General features: G+C 64.7%; 23 protein-coding genes. 14 read left to right on the forward strand and 9 right to left on the reverse strand.

All coding sequences use genetic code 11. From position 1 onward, the window contains the following. Nucleotides 1–46: 46 nt before the first annotated feature. From BN3385_RS26110 to BN3385_RS29255, 3 genes are read left to right on the forward strand one after another with little or no spacing between them, the layout of a single operon-like run. Entirely contained in the window at nt 47–1,498 is a 1,452-nt protein-coding gene (locus tag BN3385_RS26110) for an aldehyde dehydrogenase (protein WP_059021332.1), read from the forward strand. Nucleotides 1,499–1,516: 18 nt separating this feature from the next. Next, the gene (locus BN3385_RS29120) at nt 1,517–2,497 is read left to right on the forward strand and encodes a GAF domain-containing protein (protein ID WP_059021334.1); all 981 of its coding nucleotides are present in this window, start codon (nt 1,517–1,519) and stop codon (nt 2,495–2,497) included. Further along, a complete protein-coding gene (locus tag BN3385_RS29255; RefSeq protein WP_059021337.1) occupies nt 2,413–2,697 on the forward strand; it encodes a response regulator transcription factor in 285 nt (94 codons plus the stop codon). Before BN3385_RS29120 ends, BN3385_RS29255 begins: the two co-directional genes overlap by 85 nt. A gap of 47 nt (nt 2,698–2,744) precedes the next feature. On the opposite strand, the gene BN3385_RS26125 is transcribed toward BN3385_RS29255, so the two are convergent. Further along, complete coding sequence (locus tag BN3385_RS26125) at nt 2,745–3,851, reverse strand: NDMA-dependent alcohol dehydrogenase (RefSeq protein ID WP_059021339.1); 1,107 nt, start codon at nt 3,849–3,851, stop codon at nt 2,745–2,747. Between the two features lie 101 nt (nt 3,852–3,952). Continuing rightward, complete coding sequence (locus BN3385_RS26130) at nt 3,953–4,867, reverse strand: 1,4-dihydroxy-2-naphthoyl-CoA synthase (protein WP_059021340.1); 915 nt, start codon at nt 4,865–4,867, stop codon at nt 3,953–3,955. Here BN3385_RS26130 and BN3385_RS29260 point away from each other — a divergent pair. The 3 genes from BN3385_RS29260 to BN3385_RS26145 all read left to right on the forward strand — a co-directional run bounded on the left by BN3385_RS29260 (nt 4,852) and on the right by BN3385_RS26145 (nt 7,592). Then, complete coding sequence (locus tag BN3385_RS29260; RefSeq protein ID WP_082690649.1) at nt 4,852–5,211, forward strand: ferredoxin; 360 nt, start codon at nt 4,852–4,854, stop codon at nt 5,209–5,211. The two genes, BN3385_RS26130 and BN3385_RS29260, sit on opposite strands and share 16 nt — an antisense overlap. 75 nt (nt 5,212–5,286) lie before the next feature. Next, the gene (locus BN3385_RS29265; RefSeq protein ID WP_286141854.1) at nt 5,287–6,228 is read left to right on the forward strand and encodes a LuxR family transcriptional regulator; all 942 of its coding nucleotides are present in this window, start codon (nt 5,287–5,289) and stop codon (nt 6,226–6,228) included. A gap of 95 nt (nt 6,229–6,323) precedes the next feature. Next, nucleotides 6,324–7,592, forward strand: a complete 1,269-nt coding sequence (locus BN3385_RS26145) for a cytochrome P450 (RefSeq protein WP_059021346.1) — start codon at nt 6,324–6,326, stop codon at nt 7,590–7,592. Between the two features lie 21 nt (nt 7,593–7,613). Here BN3385_RS26145 and BN3385_RS26150 read toward each other — a convergent pair whose 3' ends face one another. From BN3385_RS26150 to BN3385_RS26160, 3 genes are read right to left on the reverse strand one after another with little or no spacing between them, the layout of a single operon-like run. Continuing rightward, on the reverse strand, nt 7,614–8,342 hold the full coding sequence (locus BN3385_RS26150; RefSeq protein WP_059021348.1) for a hypothetical protein: 729 nt from the start codon (nt 8,340–8,342) through the stop codon (nt 7,614–7,616). Nucleotides 8,343–8,366: 24 nt separating this feature from the next. Beyond that, nucleotides 8,367–8,642 carry a cytochrome C oxidase subunit IV family protein gene (locus tag BN3385_RS26155; RefSeq protein ID WP_059021350.1) on the reverse strand — a complete coding sequence of 92 codons (276 nt, stop codon included), beginning with the start codon at nt 8,640–8,642 and terminating at the stop codon, nt 8,367–8,369. Further along, nucleotides 8,642–9,235, reverse strand: a complete 594-nt coding sequence (locus BN3385_RS26160) for a cytochrome c oxidase subunit 3 family protein (protein ID WP_156432888.1) — start codon at nt 9,233–9,235, stop codon at nt 8,642–8,644. The genes BN3385_RS26155 and BN3385_RS26160 overlap by 1 nt, the downstream gene beginning before the upstream one ends. A gap of 166 nt (nt 9,236–9,401) precedes the next feature. Between BN3385_RS26160 and BN3385_RS26165 the strand changes: the two genes are divergently transcribed. Beyond that, a complete protein-coding gene (locus BN3385_RS26165; RefSeq protein WP_082690651.1) occupies nt 9,402–10,040 on the forward strand; it encodes a TetR/AcrR family transcriptional regulator in 639 nt (212 codons plus the stop codon). On the opposite strand, the gene BN3385_RS26170 is transcribed toward BN3385_RS26165, so the two are convergent. After that, nucleotides 9,972–10,844 carry a hypothetical protein gene (locus tag BN3385_RS26170; protein ID WP_059021354.1) on the reverse strand — a complete coding sequence of 291 codons (873 nt, stop codon included), beginning with the start codon at nt 10,842–10,844 and terminating at the stop codon, nt 9,972–9,974. The genes BN3385_RS26165 and BN3385_RS26170 overlap by 69 nt on opposite strands. A gap of 114 nt (nt 10,845–10,958) precedes the next feature. Here BN3385_RS26170 and BN3385_RS26175 point away from each other — a divergent pair, with 114 nt between their 5' ends. Then, the gene (locus BN3385_RS26175; RefSeq protein WP_082690652.1) at nt 10,959–12,002 is read left to right on the forward strand and encodes an LLM class F420-dependent oxidoreductase; all 1,044 of its coding nucleotides are present in this window, start codon (nt 10,959–10,961) and stop codon (nt 12,000–12,002) included. Here the strand turns inward: BN3385_RS26175 and BN3385_RS26180 are convergent. After that, complete coding sequence (locus tag BN3385_RS26180; RefSeq protein ID WP_059021356.1) at nt 11,993–13,237, reverse strand: acyl-CoA dehydrogenase family protein; 1,245 nt, start codon at nt 13,235–13,237, stop codon at nt 11,993–11,995. The two genes, BN3385_RS26175 and BN3385_RS26180, sit on opposite strands and share 10 nt — an antisense overlap. Before the next feature lie 211 nt (nt 13,238–13,448). Here BN3385_RS26180 and BN3385_RS26185 point away from each other — a divergent pair, with 211 nt between their 5' ends. From BN3385_RS26185 to BN3385_RS26210, 6 genes are read left to right on the forward strand one after another with little or no spacing between them, the layout of a single operon-like run. After that, a complete protein-coding gene (locus BN3385_RS26185; protein WP_059021358.1) occupies nt 13,449–13,901 on the forward strand; it encodes a ketosteroid isomerase-related protein in 453 nt (150 codons plus the stop codon). A gap of 14 nt (nt 13,902–13,915) precedes the next feature. Then, nucleotides 13,916–14,416, forward strand: a complete 501-nt coding sequence (locus BN3385_RS26190) for a ketosteroid isomerase-related protein (RefSeq protein WP_059021360.1) — start codon at nt 13,916–13,918, stop codon at nt 14,414–14,416. Between the two features lie 20 nt (nt 14,417–14,436). Next, nucleotides 14,437–16,008 carry an AMP-binding protein gene (locus BN3385_RS26195; protein WP_059022433.1) on the forward strand — a complete coding sequence of 524 codons (1,572 nt, stop codon included), beginning with the start codon at nt 14,437–14,439 and terminating at the stop codon, nt 16,006–16,008. Nucleotides 16,009–16,023: 15 nt separating this feature from the next. Continuing rightward, nucleotides 16,024–17,526: an aldehyde dehydrogenase family protein gene (locus BN3385_RS26200; RefSeq protein ID WP_059021361.1), complete on the forward strand. Its 1,503-nt coding sequence runs from the start codon at nt 16,024–16,026 to the stop codon at nt 17,524–17,526. Between the two features lie 18 nt (nt 17,527–17,544). Further along, on the forward strand, nt 17,545–17,997 hold the full coding sequence (locus BN3385_RS26205) for a hypothetical protein (protein WP_059021363.1): 453 nt from the start codon (nt 17,545–17,547) through the stop codon (nt 17,995–17,997). After that, nucleotides 17,994–18,488: a flavin reductase family protein gene (locus BN3385_RS26210; protein ID WP_059021366.1), complete on the forward strand. Its 495-nt coding sequence runs from the start codon at nt 17,994–17,996 to the stop codon at nt 18,486–18,488. Before BN3385_RS26205 ends, BN3385_RS26210 begins: the two co-directional genes overlap by 4 nt. A gap of 2 nt (nt 18,489–18,490) precedes the next feature. Here the strand turns inward: BN3385_RS26210 and BN3385_RS26215 are convergent, their stop codons facing one another. Beyond that, nucleotides 18,491–19,660 (reverse strand): helix-turn-helix transcriptional regulator, encoded by a 1,170-nt coding sequence (locus tag BN3385_RS26215; protein ID WP_059021368.1) that lies wholly within the window; start codon nt 19,658–19,660, stop codon nt 18,491–18,493. Then, nucleotides 19,657–20,652: a LuxR C-terminal-related transcriptional regulator gene (locus BN3385_RS29130; protein WP_059021370.1), complete on the reverse strand. Its 996-nt coding sequence runs from the start codon at nt 20,650–20,652 to the stop codon at nt 19,657–19,659. Before BN3385_RS29130 ends, BN3385_RS26215 begins: the two co-directional genes overlap by 4 nt. Nucleotides 20,653–20,673 lie beyond the last annotated feature (21 nt).

Here is a 20,673-nt window from a genome sequence, read left to right on the forward strand (position 1 = left end):
GAGGCTGTTCGTGACAGCGATCACAACGCAGCCACGGGAGGCCTGGATGCCCACGATTGACTACCGCCAGCTCTACATCGGCGGCCAATGGCGGGATCCCGCCCAGTCGGCCACGATCGACGTGCAGTCACCGACCACCGAGGAGATCATCGGCTCGGTGCCACGCGGCACTGAGCGTGACATCGACGCCGCCGTGGCGGCCGCTCGTGCCGCCTTCGACGACCCCGGCGGATGGGCCACCTGGCATCCCAAACAGCGCGCCGACGTGCTGGAGAAGTTCGCCGCCGAACTCGAGGCCCGCGGCGCGGAAACCGCCGCCCGGGTGTCGATGCAGAACGGCATGCCGATCTGGCTGGCCCACCAGTTCGAGGCCGGCTTCCCGCCGCTGCTCCTGCGCTACTACAGCGACCTGATGAACGGCGCACCCGTCGAGGAGGAGCGCCAGGGCATGCTCGGCGGCGTCTCCCTGGTGTCGCGCCAACCGGTCGGTGTCGTCGGAGCGATCGTGCCGTGGAACGTGCCACAGGGCATCTCGTTCCTCAAGCTCGCCCCGGCCCTGGCGGCGGGGTGCACGGTGGTCCTCAAGCCCGCCGAGGAGACCGTCCTCGACGCGTTCCTGGTGGCCGAGGCCGCTGCGGCAGCGGGCCTGCCGCCCGGGGTTCTCAACATCGTTCCCGGCGGACGCGAGATCGGTGCCCATTTGGTGGCACACCCGGGCATCGACAAGGTGTCTTTCACCGGCTCCACGGCGGCCGGTCGCGCCATCGCTGAGACCTGCGGGCGCCTCCTGCGGCCGGTGACGCTGGAATTGGGCGGCAAGTCCGCTGCCATCGTGCTCGACGACGCCGACATCGCCGGATCCATCGAATCCTTCTTCGGCGCAACGCTGCTCAACAACGGCCAGATCTGCTGGCTGAACACCCGGGTTCTGGCGCCGCGAAGCCGCTACACCGAGATCGTCGACACCATCACCGGTTTGGCCTCGGCCTTGACGATCGGCGATCCGCTCGACCCCGAGACCAAAATCGGACCATTGGTCTCCAGTCGCCAACGCGAGCGCGTCGAGGGCTACATCGCCAAGGGCAAGCAGGAGGGCCGCCTCACGACCGGGGGTGCGCGACCCTCGAGCCAGAGCCGAGGATGGTTCGTCGAGCCGACCGTCTTCGCCGACGTGGACAACAACGCCGTAATCTCCCGCGAGGAGATTTTCGGCCCGGTACTGTCAGTAATCCCCTATTCCGACGAGAACGAGGCGATCGCGATCGCTAACGACAGTGCCTACGGACTCGGCGGCACGGTCTGGTCCTCGGATGCCGATCGCGCCGTCAGTGTCGCGCGCCAGGTGCGTTCGGGATCTGTCGGCGTCAATCACTACGTCAACGAACCGGTGGCTCCGTTCGGCGGGGTCAAAGACAGCGGTATAGGCCGCGAGTTGGGCCCGGAGGGTCTGGATGCGTTCCTGGTCTACAAGACGATCTACCTGCCGCCGGCGCAGTAACCACCAAGGGAGACGGCCATGGCAACGAAGCCACACCACACCAATGCCGAGGAATGCATCGAACGCACCCGGGAAGTGCTCAGCGCAACGGCGACCTTGCTCGCAGACGATGACCTCCTCCTGCCCGCCGACGGCGACCTGGACGCCAGCGACAGCGCTCTGAACTCGGCCCGCCGGGCGCTGGCCGACTGCCTCGCAGACAACCCCGGAGCGCTACCGGGCGCGCGCACGGCGGCGCTGTTCCTGGACTCCGTTGCTGTGCAGACCAGTGTCAAGGACGCTCTCCTGCAACGACGGGCCGACGTCGCCACTGGTGCCCGCGAAGCGGTCTCCGCTCTTCGCAATGCTCCGTCGGCCAGCGCGCTGGCTGAACGCGCACCGATCGAGGTGCGGCGGATCGGTTTCCGGCGGGCGCTGTTCTCCCGGATCGAACAGGGAACATGGCTGGCGCGTTCTGGTTTCGCCATCGACGATCCCGAGTTCGGCGGAGCGATGGTCGAAATCGGTCGCGCCCATCCCCGTCGGCTCAACGGACCGCTCCTGGAGAGCGAGATGGTGCGCCGCGGTGCGCCGATAGTGATATCCGACCCGCAGACCAATCCGCGGGTACACGCCGAGTTCATCAGGTTCACCGGCACCACCAGCTACGTGGCCGCGCCGGTCCTCGCCTGGGGCGAGCCGGTCGCCATGATCCACGCCGACCGCGATGTCGACAGCGAGGTCGACGAGTTCGACCGGTGCATCCTGGGCACCTACGCGGAGGGACTTGGCCTGGCCATCGAGCGCGCCCAGTTGATGGAGCGACTACAGGCGGTGCGGCGGGCGACCTCGGACTACGTCGCCGGCGTGCACGCGATCGCCGACGATTTCACGCCGGCGTGCACGCGATCGCCGACGATTTCACCGCCGATGTCGTGGACACCTCGGCGCTCGCCGGGGATCTCGGCTGCGACCCGGTCCACCCCCGGGCACTGCTCGACGAGCGCGGCGAGCGGCTGACGCTGCGCGAGTGGGATGTGTTGCGAAACCTCGCCTCCGGCAAGACCAATGCTCAGATTGCCAACGGATTGTTCGTCACCGAGGGCACCGTCAAGTCACACGTCAAGCACATTCTGCGCAAGCTCGGGGCCACCAACCGCACCGAGGCGGTGGCCCGCTACCACCGGATGATGTCGACAGCCGGTGCCAACGTCGGCTGACCGGCTGCCCGTTCACAGCGCCGGCATCAGCCGATCGGCTCACTCTTTCAGAACCGGATGATGCCGCGGATGTTGCGGCCTGCCAGCATGTCCTCGTAGCCCTTGTTGACGTCCTCGAGCCGGTACTCGCGGGTGATCAACTCATCGAGCTTGAGCTCCCCGAGGTTGTACATCTCCAGGTAGCGCGGAATGTCGTGGCGTGGGTTCGAGGAACCGAACAGCGATCCGTGGATGGACTTCTCGTAGAGGGTCAGCTCGAACAGCGAACCGCCCATGGTCAACTCGGTAGGATGTCCGATCGCGGTCACAATGACTTTGCCGCGCCGACCGACCAGGCTCAAAGCCTCGGCCACGTAGGAACTTTCAGCCGTGTCGGTGGTGATGACACAGGCGTCGGCCATCACGCCGCGAGTCAGCTCCGTGATCAGTGCCAGGGCTTCCGGAACATCGGCCACCGCGTGGGTGGCGCCGAAGATCTTTGCCTGCTCACGCTTGTACTCCACCGGGTCGATCGCCACAATGTGGCGTGCTCCGGCGCTCTTGGCGCCCTGCAGCGCGTTGGCGCCGATGCCGCCCACTCCCATCACCACGACCGCATCGCCGGGACGAACCTCAGCGGTCTTGACCACGCTGCCGAAACCCGTTGGAACACCGCAGCCGATCACCGCGGCGCGGTCCAGCGGGGTACCGTCATCGACCTTGACCACCGAGGCCATCGGAACCACCGTGTACTCGGCGAAGGTGCCCAGCAGGCACATCTGGCCCAGGCCCTTTCCCTGGGAATGGAAACGGTAGGTGCCATCGAGTTGCGGGCCCTGGATGATCTGGGCACCGAGGTCGCACAGGTTGGTCATTCCGCGGGCACAGTGCGAACACTTGCCGCATGCCGGGAGAAAGCTGAGTACCACCGAATCACCGACAGCGACGTCGGTAACCCCGGGCCCCACTTCGGCAACGACGCCGGCGCCCTCGTGGCCACCCACGTACGGCAGGCCGACCGGAATGTCGCCGGTGACGAGGTGGTAGTCGGAGTGGCACAAGCCGCTCGCAGTCATCTTGATCATCACCTCGCCGGCCTTGGGCGGATCGAGGTCAACCTCGTCAACCTCCCACTTGCCCCCGAGTTCCCACAGAACCGCAGCCTTCGTCCGCACGGGCGCACACCTTTCGCTAGACAACTGGCCCAATGGTGACGCGCGACACCACGTCGGCACATCTTCCGAAAGGGTCAAATCTGCTAGCGGTCCGTATCCCCTCAGAAGTACCGGGGGAAGCGACTCCAGTCCGGCTCGCGCTTCTCCAGAAAGGCGTCACGGCCCTCTACGGCCTCGTCGGTCATGTAGGCCAGCCGGGTGGCCTCGCTGGCGAAGATCTGCTGGCCGACCAGACCGTCGTCGAGCAGGTTGAACGCGAACTTCAGCATGCGCTGGGCCTGGGGAGACTTGCCGTTGATCTTGTCAGCCCACTCCAGGCCGACCTTCTCCAGGTCGGCGTGGTCGACGACCCGGTTGACCGCGCCCATCTGATGCATCTCTTCGGCGGTGTAGGGCTCGCCAAGGAAGAAGATCTCGCGGGCGAACTTCTGGCCCACCTGCTTGGCCAGATACGCACTGCCGTAACCGCCGTCGAAACTGCCGACGTCGGCATCAGTCTGCTTGAACCGGGCGTACTCACGGCTGGCCAGGGTGAGGTCACAGGTCACGTGCAGGCTATGCCCGCCACCGGCGGCCCAGCCATTGACAAGGCAGATCACCACTTTGGGCATGAACCGGATCAACCGCTGCACCTCCATGATGTGCAACCGCCCCGCGCGAGCCGCGTCAACGGTGTCGGCGGTCTCCCCCGACGCGTACTGATATCCGCTGCGGCCGCGGATTCGCTGATCCCCGCCAGAGCAGAACGCCCAGCCACCGTCCTTGGGAGAGGGCCCATTTCCCGTCAGCAGCACCACGCCCACCTCCGGCCACATTCGGGCATGGTCGAGGGCGCGGTAGAGCTCATCGACGCTGTGCGGCCGAAATGCGTTGCGAACTTCAGGTCGGTTGAACGCCACCCGGACCGTCGGCTGGGGCACGCCATCACGGATGTGTCGGTGATAGGTGATGTCGGTCAGGTCCTCGAAGCCCTCGACGGGCTGCCACATGTACGGATGAAATGGATTGTCGGGCATGGCGGCATGGTAGAGCCCGTCGGCTGCGGTGCCCCTTCCGGAGCGTAAAGACCTCTCTTTCGACAACTGGTTTTCCCTCCGCTGAGGTGTTGTCGTGGAGTCTGGCGGATTGGACCGACGAAGGAGGAGAAGTGGCCCACGGATGTCGGATCATCTTCAATCGCAGCACGTGCGCCGGAATCGGCCTCTGTGAGATGCACGCTCCGGATTACTTCGAAATTCCGGACGACGGCGACGGGCTGATGACGCCGCGCGCGTTGACCGTCGACGACGAACATCTGGAGACGGTGAAACACGCCGCGTCGAGCTGTCCCACAGCGTCCATCACCCTGGTCGATCTCTGAATCCCACCGGGGAGGCAGAAGCTATCCCCCCGTTGGGAGATGTGCCAACGATCCGCAGTGCTTAGCGTTGAGCCCGTGGCAGCCCCCGACATGAGGGCGGAGCCGGCCGGTGCCGGCTCCGACCACGGGGTGCCTCGAAGTTCCCGGGCCGGTGCCACCCAAACCGCGTTGGCCCGGCTCCGCGGCGTATCGAGCAACCATGACCTGGCTGATCGCATCCCTGCCGAGTTGTGCCGCGCCGGGTTCGGTCGGGTGTTGTTCTCCCTGATCAGACAGAACACCTGGTTGGTGCGGTCAGCGCATACCCCCGCCGACGCCCACCTCGCTGCGACGCTGCTCGAGGTGGGGCGGGCCAACCCCCGTCGACTGTGCCGTCCGCTTCCAGAGAGCGCGATGCTGCACAGCAGGCAACCGATCCTGGTCGAGCATCCGCAATCGGATCCCCGGGTGAACTCGCGGCTGGTTGCCGTCGTCAAACCCGACGTCTATGTGGCCGCGGCAGTGCACGTGTGGGATACCCCGGTAGCTCTGCTGCACGCCGATGCCCCCACCCATGTCGGTGATGTCGGACCTGAGGACCGGGATGTGCTCGGGGTCTTCGCCGAAGGGCTCGGCGCGATCATGGAACGCAATATCGTTCTGCAACGGGTGCAAGCTCTGCGGACCGGCGCCGAGGAGCACTCGCGGCTCCTGGAATCAATGACGGAGACACTCGTCGAAAAGGGTGGAATCGGCTTCGAGTCAACCATTTTCGAGCACGACTCATCGCACCCCGACGTGCCGAACCTCGGCGATATCGCCCAGTCACTCACCCGCCGTGAAGTCCAAGTCCTCAACCTGCTCGCCGCCGGAAAGACCAACGCCCAGATCGGCGCGCGCCTGTTTATCTCCGAGGGCACGGTGAAGGCGCACCTCAGGCACATCATGGACAAATTGGGCGCCGCCAACCGCACCGAAGCCGTCGCACACTATCGGGAACTGACCCGTGGTCATCCCCCCTCCGGTCGGCAAACTTAACCCCATTTGCCGATGTGGCCGCGGTCACATCTTCCTAACTTGGACTCGATGACTGCCGGGCTCGGGCCCGGCGCACCCGAGAGCTGAGGACAAGCATGACCGCGTCGACCGAAGAGATGGACACCCGCCTGAACTCGCTGGAGTTCTGGGCTCGGCCCCGGGCCTACCGGCACGAAGCGTTCAAGTGGCTGCGCGAGAACAAGCCGATCAGCTGGAACGAACCGCCGGACTCCCTGGACCCGAACCTGCAGAACGCCAAGGGCTTCTGGTCGATCGTCAAACACGCGCACCTGCGTGAGGTCTCTCGCAACGTCGAGGTCTTCAGCTCGGCCGAAGGCGTCTTCATCGACGACTTCCCGCAACTCGAGACCATGCTGTCGTTCATCGTGACCGATCCGCCGCGGCACACCGAGCTGCGCAACATCGTGACCGTCGCCTTCACCCCGCGCAACATCCGGAAGATGACCGACCGGATCGCGGGAATCGTCAAGGGAATCGTCGACAACGTGGCCTACCGCGGCGAAGGCGATTTGTGCGAACTCATCACCAAAGAGGTTCCCGGGCAGGTGTTCTGCAGCATGCTCGGCATCACCGACCGAGACCAGATCCAGTACACGATGGACGCCGCCGAGCAATTCGCGTGCTGGAACGACCCGGAGTACGCCCACATCGGCTCGCCGCTGATGGTGTTCGCCGACGCCTCGATGAAGCTGGCCACCCTCGCCAATGAGCTGGTGCCCGAGCGGATGAAGAATCCGGGGGACGATCTGCTCAGCTGGGTCGCCGAGGCGCAATACGAGGGCAACAAGTTGACCCAGGACGAAGTAGGCGTCTTCTTCGCCCTGTTGGCGGCCGGCGCCAACGACACCACCCGGCACGCCATGGCCAGTGCCCTCGACCTGTTCCAGAAGCACCCGCAGCAATTGGCCTACCTGATGGAGGATTTCGACAATCGCGTCGATGACGCCGTCAACGAGGTATTGCGAATGGAACCGCCACTGATGCACTTCCGCCGCACCGCGACCCGGGACTACCAACTGGGCGACGTCACCTTCAAGGAGGGCGACAAGGTCGTCATGTGGTACATCGCCAGCAACCGTGACGAGGATGTGTTCGAGAATTCGATGGTGATGGACATCAGCCGCGACGAGAAGCACAACCCGCACCAGTCCTTCGGCGCCGGCGGCCCGCACTACTGTCTCGGCCACATCCTGGGCCGCGAGGTGCTCAAGGCGCAGATGCGCGAGATCTACCACCGCATGCCGAACCTTGAGGTCGGTGAGCCGGATCTACTGCTGTCGAACTTCATGAACGGCACCAAGCGGCTGCCGGCGACATGGACCCCGGAGAAGAAGCCGTCCTGACCTGAGTCCGGCCGGCCGGAGTTACGCCACGGAAGCGGCGGGCTCCGACCGGTCGGGTGAGCGCTTGAGTTCCTGCATCATGAACCATGTCGTGCCGCAAAGGTAGGCACCCCAGACGGCGACGGGCATGTAGAACGCCAGGAGCCCGTGGTAAGCGAACGGACCACTCTTGAAGAAGGCGGGGCCGGCCGCAGTGATGATCGACAGTGCACCGGCCAGAGTGAGCCAGGTGAACCAGCGCGGGATCATCGGGTGCGGCCGGTCGTCCATCAATTCGACGATTCCGGTGGCTGCCATCTCGATGGCCAGGTAGATCCAGCCCAGCAGGAAGGCGAACCAGGCCCAGTCGTACCAGGATTGGATGACATCAGCACCGTACTCGGGGCGGTAGGCGGCGACGATCCACGCGCAGCAGTTGAAGAACACGATGAGCGATATGAAGACACCACAAACCGCAGTGGTGTAGGACCACAACGGGTGACGTCCCTCGATTCTCGACAGCATGATGCCGAACACTATGGAGCCGGGGGTCAGGATTCCGGCCGCGATGTAGAACAGCGTGCAGCCGACGATGACCCCCCAACGATGAGTCTCGGTAAACCAGACTTTGGTGGCATCCAGGCCGAGGTCGGCACGGGCGGGCGCGATGAAGTGCGCAATACCCAACCAGCCGATCGCGGTCAATGCGACAAAGATCCAGTTACACCACAGCCCGATCTTCAGCGAGCTCTCTCTGGCAATAGCAGCCATGAAACTATCTCCCTTCCAAGGGTTTCAGTCGATCCCAGCGGTGAAAAACCAGAAGACGAGAATCAGGACCGTCACCGCGGCGATCCATCCCTCGAACACCACACGAACCGGCAGCGGTGCCGTCCGGAGCTCCATGAAGTCCAGCATCACCAACCGGACCTTCACCGCAGCCACCACAAAGATCCCCGTGACGGCAACGGTGGGCCCGACGACCTCCTTGGACAGCACCCACGTCGTCAGGATCGTGAGGACCAGCAGTCCCAGCCAGACCACGGTGACTCGCTCACGCAGCAGCGACATCAGTGCGCCGCCTTCATCAGGTACAGCAGCGGAAACAGCACGATCCATACGTAATCCACCAGGTGCCAGAACGACGCGACGGACTCCGGCACGGCCGGGTTGGCGCCGTCGTACCGTCCGCGACGCGTACGGAGCCAGACCACAGTCAGCAGCGCGGTGCCCAGGATCACATGGAACAGGTGGATCCCGGTCAGCGTGAAGTACCACATGTAGAAGGGGTTGGTCGCCGGTGTGATGCCGTGACTGATCTTGGTCGTGTACTCGACGAACTTGGACACCATGAACAGGACACCGGTCAGCACCCCGCCGAGCAGACAGCGCGATGCCAGGTCGGTGTGTTCGCGTCTGAGACACTGAATCGCCAACGCGACCAACCACGAACTGGTCAGCAGAATCAAGGTATCGACGCCACCGAGGTTCACGTCCAGGGTAAGGCGGGACGCCTCGAAGAGCGCGGGGTGATGCCGGCGTTCCACCATGAAACTGCCGAAAAGGATCGCGAAGAGCAGCGAGTCGGCCCCGATCAGGGCCCAGATGCCGTCGAGCCCGGGCAGCCTGCGAGTGCGGTCCACCGCAGCGGCCGACACAGTCACGGATAGATCGTCACAGCCGCAGGCGATCTCGGCGTCACCCCAAGGGACCCAATTGCTCTCTCTTGGGAGATATCAGTTGCGGCTCCGTCAGACGCTGATGTTGACGCGACCTGACTCCCATATTCACTAGCACCGATGCATATCTTGTGGTCAGCAAGGATGCATAATGAATCTCCATGCACTTTCGGAGGTGGGCATCATCGTCGCTGATCCCTCGGGTACCGCCCGGGTAACCCCGCGTACCCGCGACCCCGAGCGCAAGTCACGGATCCTGGCCGCGGCCGCCGACCTGATCGCCCGTAAGGGGTACCACGCCGTTTCCATCGCGGAGATCGGCGCCGCCGCCGGTATCACCGGCTCAGGGGTTTACCGCCACTTCGACAGCAAATCTGCCGTTCTGGTGGCGCTGTTCGACCAAGCCATCGACGATTTGCTGCTCGACGAGCAGCAGATCTTGCAGACCACCGACGATTTGACCCGCGCGCTGGACCGGCTGATCGCCGGACAGGTCGAATTCGTGGTCAAAGACCGGGAATTGGCGCAGGTCTACCACAACGAGATCAACCACCTACCCGAAGACGACCAGCGTCGGCTGCGGCGCAAGCAGCGGCTGTATCTCGAGGAGTGGGTGCACCTGGTCGACGAGCTGCGGCCCGACCTCAACGACGCCGAGGCGCGCACCGTGGTCCACGCCGCGATCGGTGCGATCCAATCGACGCTCTTCCACGGCGTCGGTCTAGCGGAAGACCGCCTGCGGCTGCTGCTCACCGATGCTGCCCGCGCGGTGCTCGACATTGCCGGCTGACGCCGGTGCCTCGTTGACCGGGCCATCCGGCAGGAACCTGCTCAGCCCGTACACCGCGAAGGCGCACAGCGAGATCGAGACGGCCGTCGCGGCTGCGACAAGCGCATCGGTCGACAATCCGTCGTCCAGATGCAACGCGATGATCACCGGTGCACCGAGACCGAAATTCGCGCCGAAGAAGGTCACCGGGAACACCACGAAGAGGCTCAACAGGCCCCAACTTGTCGAGACCTTCCGCCACACCAGAACCGCGACGACAGTGAAGAGCACAGTCTGGGTCCCCTCCAGCACACCGATGACTGCCGGATAGTTCCAGATGCGCCCGACGAACGGTCCGTAGTAGGTATAGACATCAGTTCCGGTCCCGATGACTTCGAACGCAATCGACATCGACATCTCGGCACCCCAGACCAGGAACAGACCTCGCCTCCCCAACCGTCCTTCGTAGATTCTCCGGCCGATGTAGAGGGGCGCGGCGGCGTAGAGAATGATGTAACCGCTGTGAGTCCAGATCGGTTGCACGACACCGAATGCGGAGAAGTGACTGAATGCAGCACCTGGAGTCCCATCAGCATGGGCATCGTAGAACCACAGATCGAATGCGACGTCGTAGAGCGGCTCGGCGAATGCCGCCACTCCCGCCGCCAGGAGGGCGATCACATAGAACGGCGTCCGCTGCCGCAGTCCCATGAGGATGGCAACGACCAGCATGATCAGGACGATTCCCCAGCTCGCCCAGGTGAAGATGTTCTGCCAGAGCAAGCTCAGCGGATGTTGCATTACCTCGTCAGACATGCGGCCCATACCGCCAACGTATGGCGCCGGTCACACCGGGTCTGCTCCACTTGGGGGTATTTCGGTCCCCCGACCGGAGAATGCAGGTAGTCCGCAACGAGCCGCCCGTGCCAGGCTGCACTGGTGTATGTGGACACCAACATCGGCGGCACCATCGACGGCACTGAAGGCGCCGACTTCGATGTCCTCGCCAACCAGATTGCCGACGCCCAGCGCATCGGGTTCGACGGCATGTGGTCCACCGAGGTGAGCCGGGATCCGTTCCTGCCCTTGATGGTCGCCGCACAGCAGGCACCAACCATGCAACTGGGAACCGCCGTGGCCGTGGCATTCGCGCGCAGTCCGATGACCGCGGCCGTGGTGGCCAACGACTTGAACACCTTCAGCAAGGGTCGTTTCGTGCTCGGTCTCGGCTCCCAGATTCAGGCCCACATCGAACGCCGGTTCAGCATGCCGTGGTCGGCGCCGGCCGAGCGGATGCGTGAGTACGTCCTGGCGCTGCGGGCCATCTGGGCGAGTTGGCAGACCGGTGCGAAGCTGGACTTCCGCGGCGAGTTCTATCAGCACACGCTGATGACACCGATGTTCAGCCCCGAACCCAGCGCCTTCGGGACGCCGCGGGTGGTCGTCGCGGCTGTGGGCCCGAAAATGACGGCGGTCGCGGCCGAGGTGGCCGACGGCATGCTCGTGCACGGATTCACCACCGCTCGCTACCTGGGCGAGGTGACCATGCCGGTGATCGACGCCGGGCTGAAGGCGACCGGCCGGGCGCGGCCGGATTTCACCGTCTGCTATCCGGGCCTTGTGGTGACGGGTGCCGACGAGGAGAGCTATGTGGCTGCACTGCAACAGGTTCGGCGCCAGATCGCCTTTTATGGAGCGACTCCCGCCTATCGCGCCGTACTGGACCTACACGGCTGGGGAGCTCTGCATACCGAACTGCATCGACTGTCGAAGGACGGCGCCTGGAACGAGATGACGGCGCTGATCGACGACGAAGTGTTGTCGGCCTTCGCAGTAGCCGGCGAGCCGGCGCAGGTCGGTCGGGAAATCGCTCAGCGCTTCGGCACCCTGGTGGACCGCTTCACGCTCTACACGCCGTATGCCCTCGACGACGCCACCAAGGCGGCCGTCGTCGAGGGCATCCGCTGCGCTGATCAGGACTGATGTGCGGCCGCAGCCGTGTTGAGCATGAACTCGCCAATGTAGGTCTGGGTCTGGTCGGCGTTGAGCGGCTGGAACATCGACGCCGCTGAATCCCGGTAGAGACGCTCGAAGATGGTGCCCTTACGGAACGACTCCCCGCCGACCATGCTCATTGCCCGCTTTGCCATGTGCATGACATTCTCGGAGGTGAAGGTCTTGGCGATACCCAGGTACGGAAAGCGCAGTTCCGGCGCCCAGTTCTTGTCCCGGCCGTGGATCAGGTCCTCACAGGTCTGATAGACGACGCGCTTCGACAGCTCCACCTTGGTCGCCATCTCACCGATGCCGTCGACGATGTGCCCGATGTTCTTGACCTCGGTGTCGGCGGCGACGATCGCTCCAAAGGTGGCGCCCAGATGCTTCTTGGAGAGCTTGGCAACAGTCTCCTCCAGAATCCGGTACTGCATGCCGAGGTAAATGCTCGCGAACATCAGCGACGCCCATTCCAGCACACCGAAAGCGCCTGCGCGCCAAGGGCAGATGAACCCGTCCTCGGGAACGTAGTACCCGTCGAAGTGAATGACCTGGGTTCCGGTGGCGTGCATACCCAACGCGTTCCAGGTCTTCTCGATCCGGACACCGTCGCCGATGCCGTTCTCGTCGACCTTGAAATCGCCAACGAACAGCTTCTCGGCAGCGACTCGACCGTCGAAGGTGTCCGGCAACTCCCCGTCGGAGTTGGTTTCGGTCGCGTTCGTGGTGATGATGTCGGCCGCCTCGCTCAACGTGCCCCAGGTCTTCTTCCCGTACAGCTTCCACCCGCCGCCCGGCTGCGGCACCGCCCGCATGTCGGCCAGGCCGGAGAAGCCGGCGCGCTTCTCCGAGAACGGCCCGAAGATCAGGGAGCCGTCAGCCACCCGGCCGAGCCAGACCTTCTTTTGCTCTTCACTCATCAGATTGCCGGCGATCCCGACCATGATGTAGTGCATGTTGTAGGCCAGCGTGATGGCGGAGTCCCCACGCGACATCTCTGAGACCACCTTGGAGACGTGCAGGATGTTGCCGCCCGCCCCGCCGTATTCCTTGGGCACGGGCAGAGCACCCAGTCCCGACTTCTTGAAGACGTCGACCGAGGGGTACGCGAACGTGTTCTCTTGGTCGTACTTCGGGCCGATCTCACGGAAGAACTGCGAGACCTCCTGCGCTTTGGCGAAGTAGGGGGCGAACTCTTCGTCGGTCATGTCCTGATTCAGCATTGCTTTCTCCATCTCCGATCCGTGCTGATTGAGGCCGATGCTGCTCCCCCGAGCGCCCGTGCACACCCCTCACAGGGGGTAACTCGCTCCAACGACAGGGGAAGCCCTCCCCCCTTGGGGCAGTCGGTTTCCTCCCGGTGGTAGTCGCCGCGCCAACACGGCGCTGCCTACCGTCAGGACAGTCGCCCGCACCGTCAAGGAGAACCGCTTCATGAGTCATGCATTCGCCGTCAAATGGCTGAAGGCGTTCCGGGAAAGCGCCGAAGCCGTCGTCGCTCTCTACGCCGAGGACTTCCTGTTCGAGGATCCGATCCTGGGCCAGTCGATCACGTCGAAGGACGAACTGTTGCGGGTGTTCGCGCCCTACGCCAACAAGGACGTCACCAATGGCATCGGAATCAACAATTTCCGCATTGATGAAGTGGTTGGTGACGAGCGGGCCGCCATCTACCGCTGGACATGGCAGGCGCCGACGGCTGCTGCGTTCGTCGGCGTGCCGACCAACGGCACGGTGCCGGGGGCCCGCGGTATCACCTTCCACATCTACGACGCCGACGGCCGCATCAAGCGCGAAGAGAGTTTCTGGGACTGCGCCACCGCCGTGCGGGATCTGGGCCTGCCCGTCGATCCCAGTGCCGTCGCCAAGCTTCCGGCCCTGGTCTGAGAGGAATCGAGAACATGAGCTTGGCCACCGACCACGCCAACCGCTGGGTCACCGCACTCACCACCGACACTGCAGCCGCAGTGGGTCTGTACGCCGATGATCTGGTTTATGACGATCATGCGGACTCTGACCACATGATCGACACCGCGATCACGAAGGCAGAGCTGGAGCCGCGGCTGGCCCCATTCGCCAACACCGACCGTGACAACGGAGCAGGAATTCACTCGTTCACCGCAACCGAGGCGTTCGAGCTGGCCGGTGTCAACGGCAATCCGGCGGTCGTGATCCTGTGGGACTGGACCGGAGAAGGCCTGAGCACCTACCGGGGAGTGGCCACCGGCGGCAAGACGCTGACCACCCGTGGAATCACCTGGCACCAGCTCGACGGAGACGGCCGGATCGAGCGGGAGACCACCTACTGGAATGACACCCCGGTGCTGCAAGAGCTCGGCCTGCCGATCATCACTCCGGAGTACTGGGTCGAAGGGTTCGACCCCGCAGCGCTGGCCCGGTAGTGAACCAGCCGAACCGCGGAATGTGGGGGGTGCTGCCCGACGTCCTGGATCGGGCCTGCACCTACTACGCCGAGCAGACCGCGATCGTCGACGGTGACCGAAGTATCACCTATCGCCGGCTCGGCCAGTGGCGCAACCAGATTGCGCAGGCACTGGTCGCCTCCGGCGTGCAGAAGGGTGAGCGGGTCGGCCTACTGATGCCGAACTGCCTGGAATTCATTCCGATCCAGCAAGGCATCTGGGCGGCAGGCGCGGTGCTGGTGCAGATGCCGACGCGCGCTGCCGCCGACGGATTCCGCTCCAACCTCGCCCAGACCGACGCCACCACGCTCATCTATCACGCCAAGTTCGAAAACGCCGTCGCCTCCATCAGGGCCGAGCTGCCCAAGCTGCAGACGGTGATCCGGGTGGGCACCGCAGACCGGACCGAGGTCGACGCCCTCGACTTCGGCGACCTCGTCGACTCGCAGCCGACAGCGCGCCCCGACGTGCTCATCGACGAGCACGACGAAGCCTATGTGCTGTTCACCTCCGGCAGTACCGGTGAGCCGAAAGGCGTTGTCAACTCGCATCTCACCTGGAGCTACTACAGCATCTCGGCCGGCCTCGAGATCGGCGACATCGCCTTCGGCGAGGTATTCGCACACGGCGCCCCGCTCACCCACTTCTCCCAGATCTTCGTGATGCCCACCTTCATCCGCGGCGGCACCAACGTGATGCTGCCCGGCCTGGAGGCCGAAGGGCTGATGAGAAACGTCGAGCGACACCGGATCACCGCCACTGCGCTCGTGCCGACGATCATCTATCTACTGCTGGACCATCCGCAGCGCCAGGACTTCGACCTCGGCTCGCTGCGCACCATTGTCTACGCCGGCGCACCCATCGCCCCCGATCGGCTGCGCCAGGCCATCGAGGTGTTCGGACCGATCTTCATCCAGACCTACGCCGGCACCGAGCAGGGCTACGTCTCGTGCCTACGCAAGAACGAGCACCGCATCGACAACGATGTGTGGGCCGCCCGGTTGGCCTCGGCCGGCCGCCCAATGTTCCAGGTGCAGATCAGCATTCAAGACGACGATGATCGTCACGTGGCGGCCGGCAGCGCCGGGGAGATCTGTACACGCCAACTCGGCCAGATGCTGGGCTACCTCGATCCGGCACGTAATGCCGAGACGGTGCGCGGTGGTTGGGTGCATACCGGCGATGTCGGATACCTGGACGAAGCCGGGTTCCTGTTCATCGTGGACCGCAAGAAGGACATGGTCGTCAGCGGTGGCTTCAATGTTTTTCCTCGCCAGGTTGAAGACGCCCTGTCCAGCCACCCCGCCGTCGCACAGAGCGCGGTCATCGGTGTGCCACATCCGAAATGGGGTGAGGCCGTCCTCGCCGTCGTCGTCGCGAAGTCCGGTGAGATCACTGGCCCCAGCCTCGAGTCGGAGCTCATCGACCACGTCAAGCGCGCGCTCGGATCGGTTCCGGCACCCAAAAACGTCCTGTTCACCGACGAGTTGCCGCTCAACCCGGCCGGCAAGGTCGACAAGAAGGCTATCCGTAAACCCTACTGGCAGGACCGGTCTCGCCAGATCGGCTGACGCGAAGGAGCTGTCATGACCAAGCACTACTCGATGTACATCGACGGCAAGTGGATCGATTCCGACGAGGTATACGAAATCCGCAGCCCTGCAACCGAAGAGCTGGTCGCCACGGTTGCGAAAGGCACGACCGACCATGTTGACGCCGCTGTCGCCGCAGCACAGGGCGCGTTCGACGAAGGCACGTGGCGGCGCACCCCGCCTGCACAGCGGGCGGGGCTGATCAACACCGTCGCAGAACGACTGACCGCACGCACCGACGAGCTGGCTGCGTTACAAGCCCGCGAGAACGGTGCGACCATCCGTATCACCGGCGCGCTGCACGTCGGCCTGTCGGTAGGCCAGCTACAGTACCTGGCCGCAATCGCCCAGCAGTATCAATGGGAGACAACAGGTCCGGCCATCGAACCCGTGGCCGCCGACGGTATCGTCGTGCGCGACCCGATCGGAGTCGTCGCCGCCATCGTGCCGTGGAACATCCCGCTGCTAACCACGGTATGGAAGATCGGCCCAGCCTTGGTAGCCGGCAACTCGGTGGTGCTCAAGCCCGACGAGCACGCTCCCCTACTGGCACTGGAACTGGTGCGCGAGTTCGAGGCGGCCGGCCTGCCGCCCGGAGTCCTCAACCTGGTGACCGGCGATGGCGAGCCGGTAGGCGCTCACCTGTCGGGACACCCGCTGGTCCGCAAGGTGGCTTTTACCGGCTCCACCGCGGTAGGCAAGAGCATTCTGCGGCAGTCAGCCGACACCGTCCGCCGGGTGACCCTGGAGCTTGGGGGTAAGGGCGCCAACATCATTCTGGACGACGCCGACATCGACATGGCGGTCGACGGCTCGCTGTTCGCATGCATGGCCAACAACGGCGAAGCCTGCGAAGCCGGCACCCGCCTGCTGATCCCGGCCAGCCGCCGGGACGAAATCGTCGGCAAGTTGGTCGAACGCGCCTCCACTCTCAAATTGGGAGACCCTCTGGAGCCCACCACCCACGTCGGCCCCATCATCTCGGCCGAACAGCGTGATCGGATTCTCGAGTACTTCCGGATCGCGACAGACGAAGGAGCCAAGGCCGCCATCGGCGGTAGCGCCCCGACGGGTCCGGAATTCGAGAAGGGCTATTGGGTGGAGCCGACGATCTTCGTTGACGTCACCAACGATATGCGGATCGCCCGCGAAGAGGTCTTCGGCCCAGTTCTGGTGGTACTGACCTACGACTCCGACGACGAAGCTGTCAAGATCGCCAACGACACCAACTACGGCCTGTCGGCTGGTGTGTGGGGCAGTAACGACCGCGCGCTCGAGGTGGCACGGCGCCTGGAGGCAGGCTCGGTGTGGATCAACAACTGGCACACCATCCACCCAGCCTATCCGTTCGGCGGGTTCAAGGAGAGCGGCCTCGGCCGTGAGGGCGGCCCGCACTCCATCGACGAGTACGTCGAGGAGAAGTTCATCGCCCTGGACCGCTCGGGCGGGATCGAGAACAAGGCGTTCGCGATCGTTATCGATCCGGCAGTGAACTAACCCGATTCGGAGGAAGCCATGGTCGACATCGATCTCAGAGACCGGTCACCGCTGCGATTCGGTGTGGCGCAGGACGACGACGTGTGTTGGTACCGGGATGCCGCGGCCGAGCGGGTCCGGGGCGTCGATCTCAGCGATCTGGCACGCAGATCGGCGCGCCTGCGGAGCGCAGCCCCGGGAGCCGAGGTAGCCGCGGACATCGACGTCGTCATCGCCTCGGACGCAGCGACAGCGCGCGCGCTGCTCGCCCAGCATGACGGCGAAAGAAATTCGGGTGCGCTACTTTACGTCGGCACACCCACAGGGCTGGCCGGATTGGTAGCCGACATCTATTCGCTCGGAATCGCCGACGGCGCAGTGCTCATCCCGGGGGCGCCGGGTGTTGTCGAGCTCATCCGCGACGCAGTGTTTCCCGCGTTGCAGACGATGGAGCTGTTGAACGACGCTGTCTCCGAGGCGCTACCGGCATGAACGTGACCTCCGATGAGTACCGGGCCGCCCTGCGCAGGCATCCCGCGGGCGTGGTGGTCATCACTCTGATGGCGCAGTCCGGGCCGGTAGGTTTCACCGCGACCTCGTTCGCGTCACTGTCCCTCGATCCTCCACTGGTGTGCTTCAACATCACCCACACCTCCTCGAGCATCGGAGCCCTGCGCACAGCGCGCTCGATCGTCGTCCACCTGCTCGACGAAAAGCAACTCGAGCTGGCACAGCGGTTCTCGGCCAGTGCCGATCATCGTTTCGCGGACACCAGCCTGTGGACCACCTTGGAGACAGGTGAACCGCTACTGCTCGGCACACCGACGTGGTTGTGTGCCGGTATCGATCAGCTTGTGGCAGCTGGTGATTCGACGTTGGTCATCGCGCGGGTCACCCGGATCCATCGCGACGACGACGCGGCTGGAGCGCCGCTGCTCTACCACGACGGCAGCTACCACCGCGCCGAGTCTATGACGAACTGACGTCAGCGGTCTTTCAACGCCCAGGCGATGGCCTGGGCCCGGTTGACCGCACCGTACTTGCGCAGGATGTGCTTCACGTGAGACTTCACCGTGCCCTCGGTGATCACCAGCTGATCGGCAATGGCCTGATTGGTTGCGCCGGTGACCATCAGATCGAGGACTTCGGCCTCACGCTCGGTCAGCTCGACAGCAGCCGTTGCCCCGCAGTCGGATTCAGCTGCCGAATCCTCATACCCGCGGACTGATTCCGCGCCGGATTCGCAGAGCTGATCGATCTTGTCGACGGTTCCGAAGAAGAGCTCGCGAACGCTGTCCCGCTGGGTACGCAACCGCTCCAGCAGGATCGCACGCTCGTAGATGTGGCTGAAGCCGTCGGCGAACGCCCACAATACGTCCCGGTCTGCCTCGTCCACCCTGCGTGGCAATGGATGGTGATCGGTATGCAAAAACCCCATCACATCGTCGCCGACCACCAGCGGCGCAACCACGTAAGACCGGGACTGCCCGGCCGCGACGATGAGCGGTCGATAGACCGGGGCATTCGCAGTGTCGTAGACCAGCGATGGACGCCGGCGAGACAACATCTCGGCCTCCGGAGCGGTCGCCGACAGCGGTACGCGTTGGTTGATCCAGTCGCTGAACCAGGACGTTTCAGTACCGGCACTGCGGTCATGGATGATCAGTGGTTTCCAGCTGCGACTTTCCACCTTCGAGAGCACGGCCCGGTGGAAACCGCACCGCAACACCAGCTCCTCGCACGCATTCTCGACCAAAGCGGTCGACGTGGGCAGGCCACGAAGCCGGGACAAACCGGCCGCGCAGTCGGCCAGACGTTGGCCGCGCATGGCCGTGTCGTGCAGGTACCAATCCATCGCCAGCTGTTGCAGGTCGAGGATCACATCGCACAGATGACCGGCGTCGACGACGGCGCCGTCCGGAGTGTGGCGCAACCTGTCGATACACGCATGGGTCAACGTCGAGATCATCTCCGCAGCGCGCCACGGGACATCCCACTCGACGGTGGGAAGCGTCAGGTGGGTGCCGAGCACCGACTGGGTGTGCTCGCTGATCACCCGCAGCCGTTCCACGAGTTCGATCTCGCGCGACCACCATTCGGTTTTCGATCGCGCCGCACTGGACCGGGTGCCATCGTTGGCCAAGGAAACACTCATTGCGGCCGCCGTTCATCTCGTCGGGACTCTCGCAGATAGCACGCGATGGCAGCCGCGCGGTTGCCGGCGCCGAGCTTGTGGAGGATGTGCTTCACATGCGACTTCACCGTGCTCTCGGCCACCGTCAACCGGTCGGCCAACTGCGCGTTGGTGGCCCCACTGGACAGGAGTGCCAGCACCTCGCGCTCACGGGTCGTCAAGCGCGCCAACCGGTTCGACAACCGGCCGTCGGCGTAGTCCGCTACCGGGGCCGGCCCCGCGAGAGCGGGCGACACCGGCACCTGAGCGGCGAGGGCGAGGGTGGGCACCTGGTCGAGTTCGGTGAGAGCCCGAACGGCTGCGTCGCATACCTCGGCGACGCTGCGGCGCTGCTGTTCGGCACGGTCGTTGAGGACGGCCCGTTCATAGGCGACTCCCACACCGTCGGCGAACAGCCGCAACAGGTCACGATCAACCGCCGTGACCGCCGGGCCGCTCGGCCGGTCTGCATGCAGGAGGCCCACCACCGCCGACATCGCTACCACCGGTGCCACCACGTAGTCGCGACAGCCGGTCCGCTGAACCAGTGGTCCGTAGGTGCGCGGTTCGCTGGGCGCGTCGTTGACCAGCGCCGGCACCCGGCGCCGGACCACCTCGGCCTCCACCAGAGGAGATGCCAGCGGGATGTGCAGATCGGCGATCTCGTCGTCGATCTCGAGGGCAACCTGCCCGGAGTCGCTCAGTACATACAGGGCCTCGGGCGTCCACATCGAGCCGCGGACGGTCGAGAACATCACCCGGCCGAAGGCCCCACATCCGCACAGCCGTCGGGGGGCGCTGCGGAGCACCGCGTCGGTGGCGATTTCGGCACGCGTCTGCTCGAGCGCGTCGAGCACCGAGCTCAGCGCCGCAGCGGACAGCTCGTTGTGCCGCTGTACCGAACCAAGGCGCGCAGCGCTGAGCTCGGCCAGTTCGTCTGCGACCTGACCGAGGCCCAGCACTTCGGGCGACACACCGACGTCGATGGAGACACA

The organism is Mycobacterium sp. M26 (genome assembly GCF_001494595.1).
Classification (GTDB): Bacteria; Actinomycetota; Actinomycetes; order Mycobacteriales; family Mycobacteriaceae; genus Mycobacterium.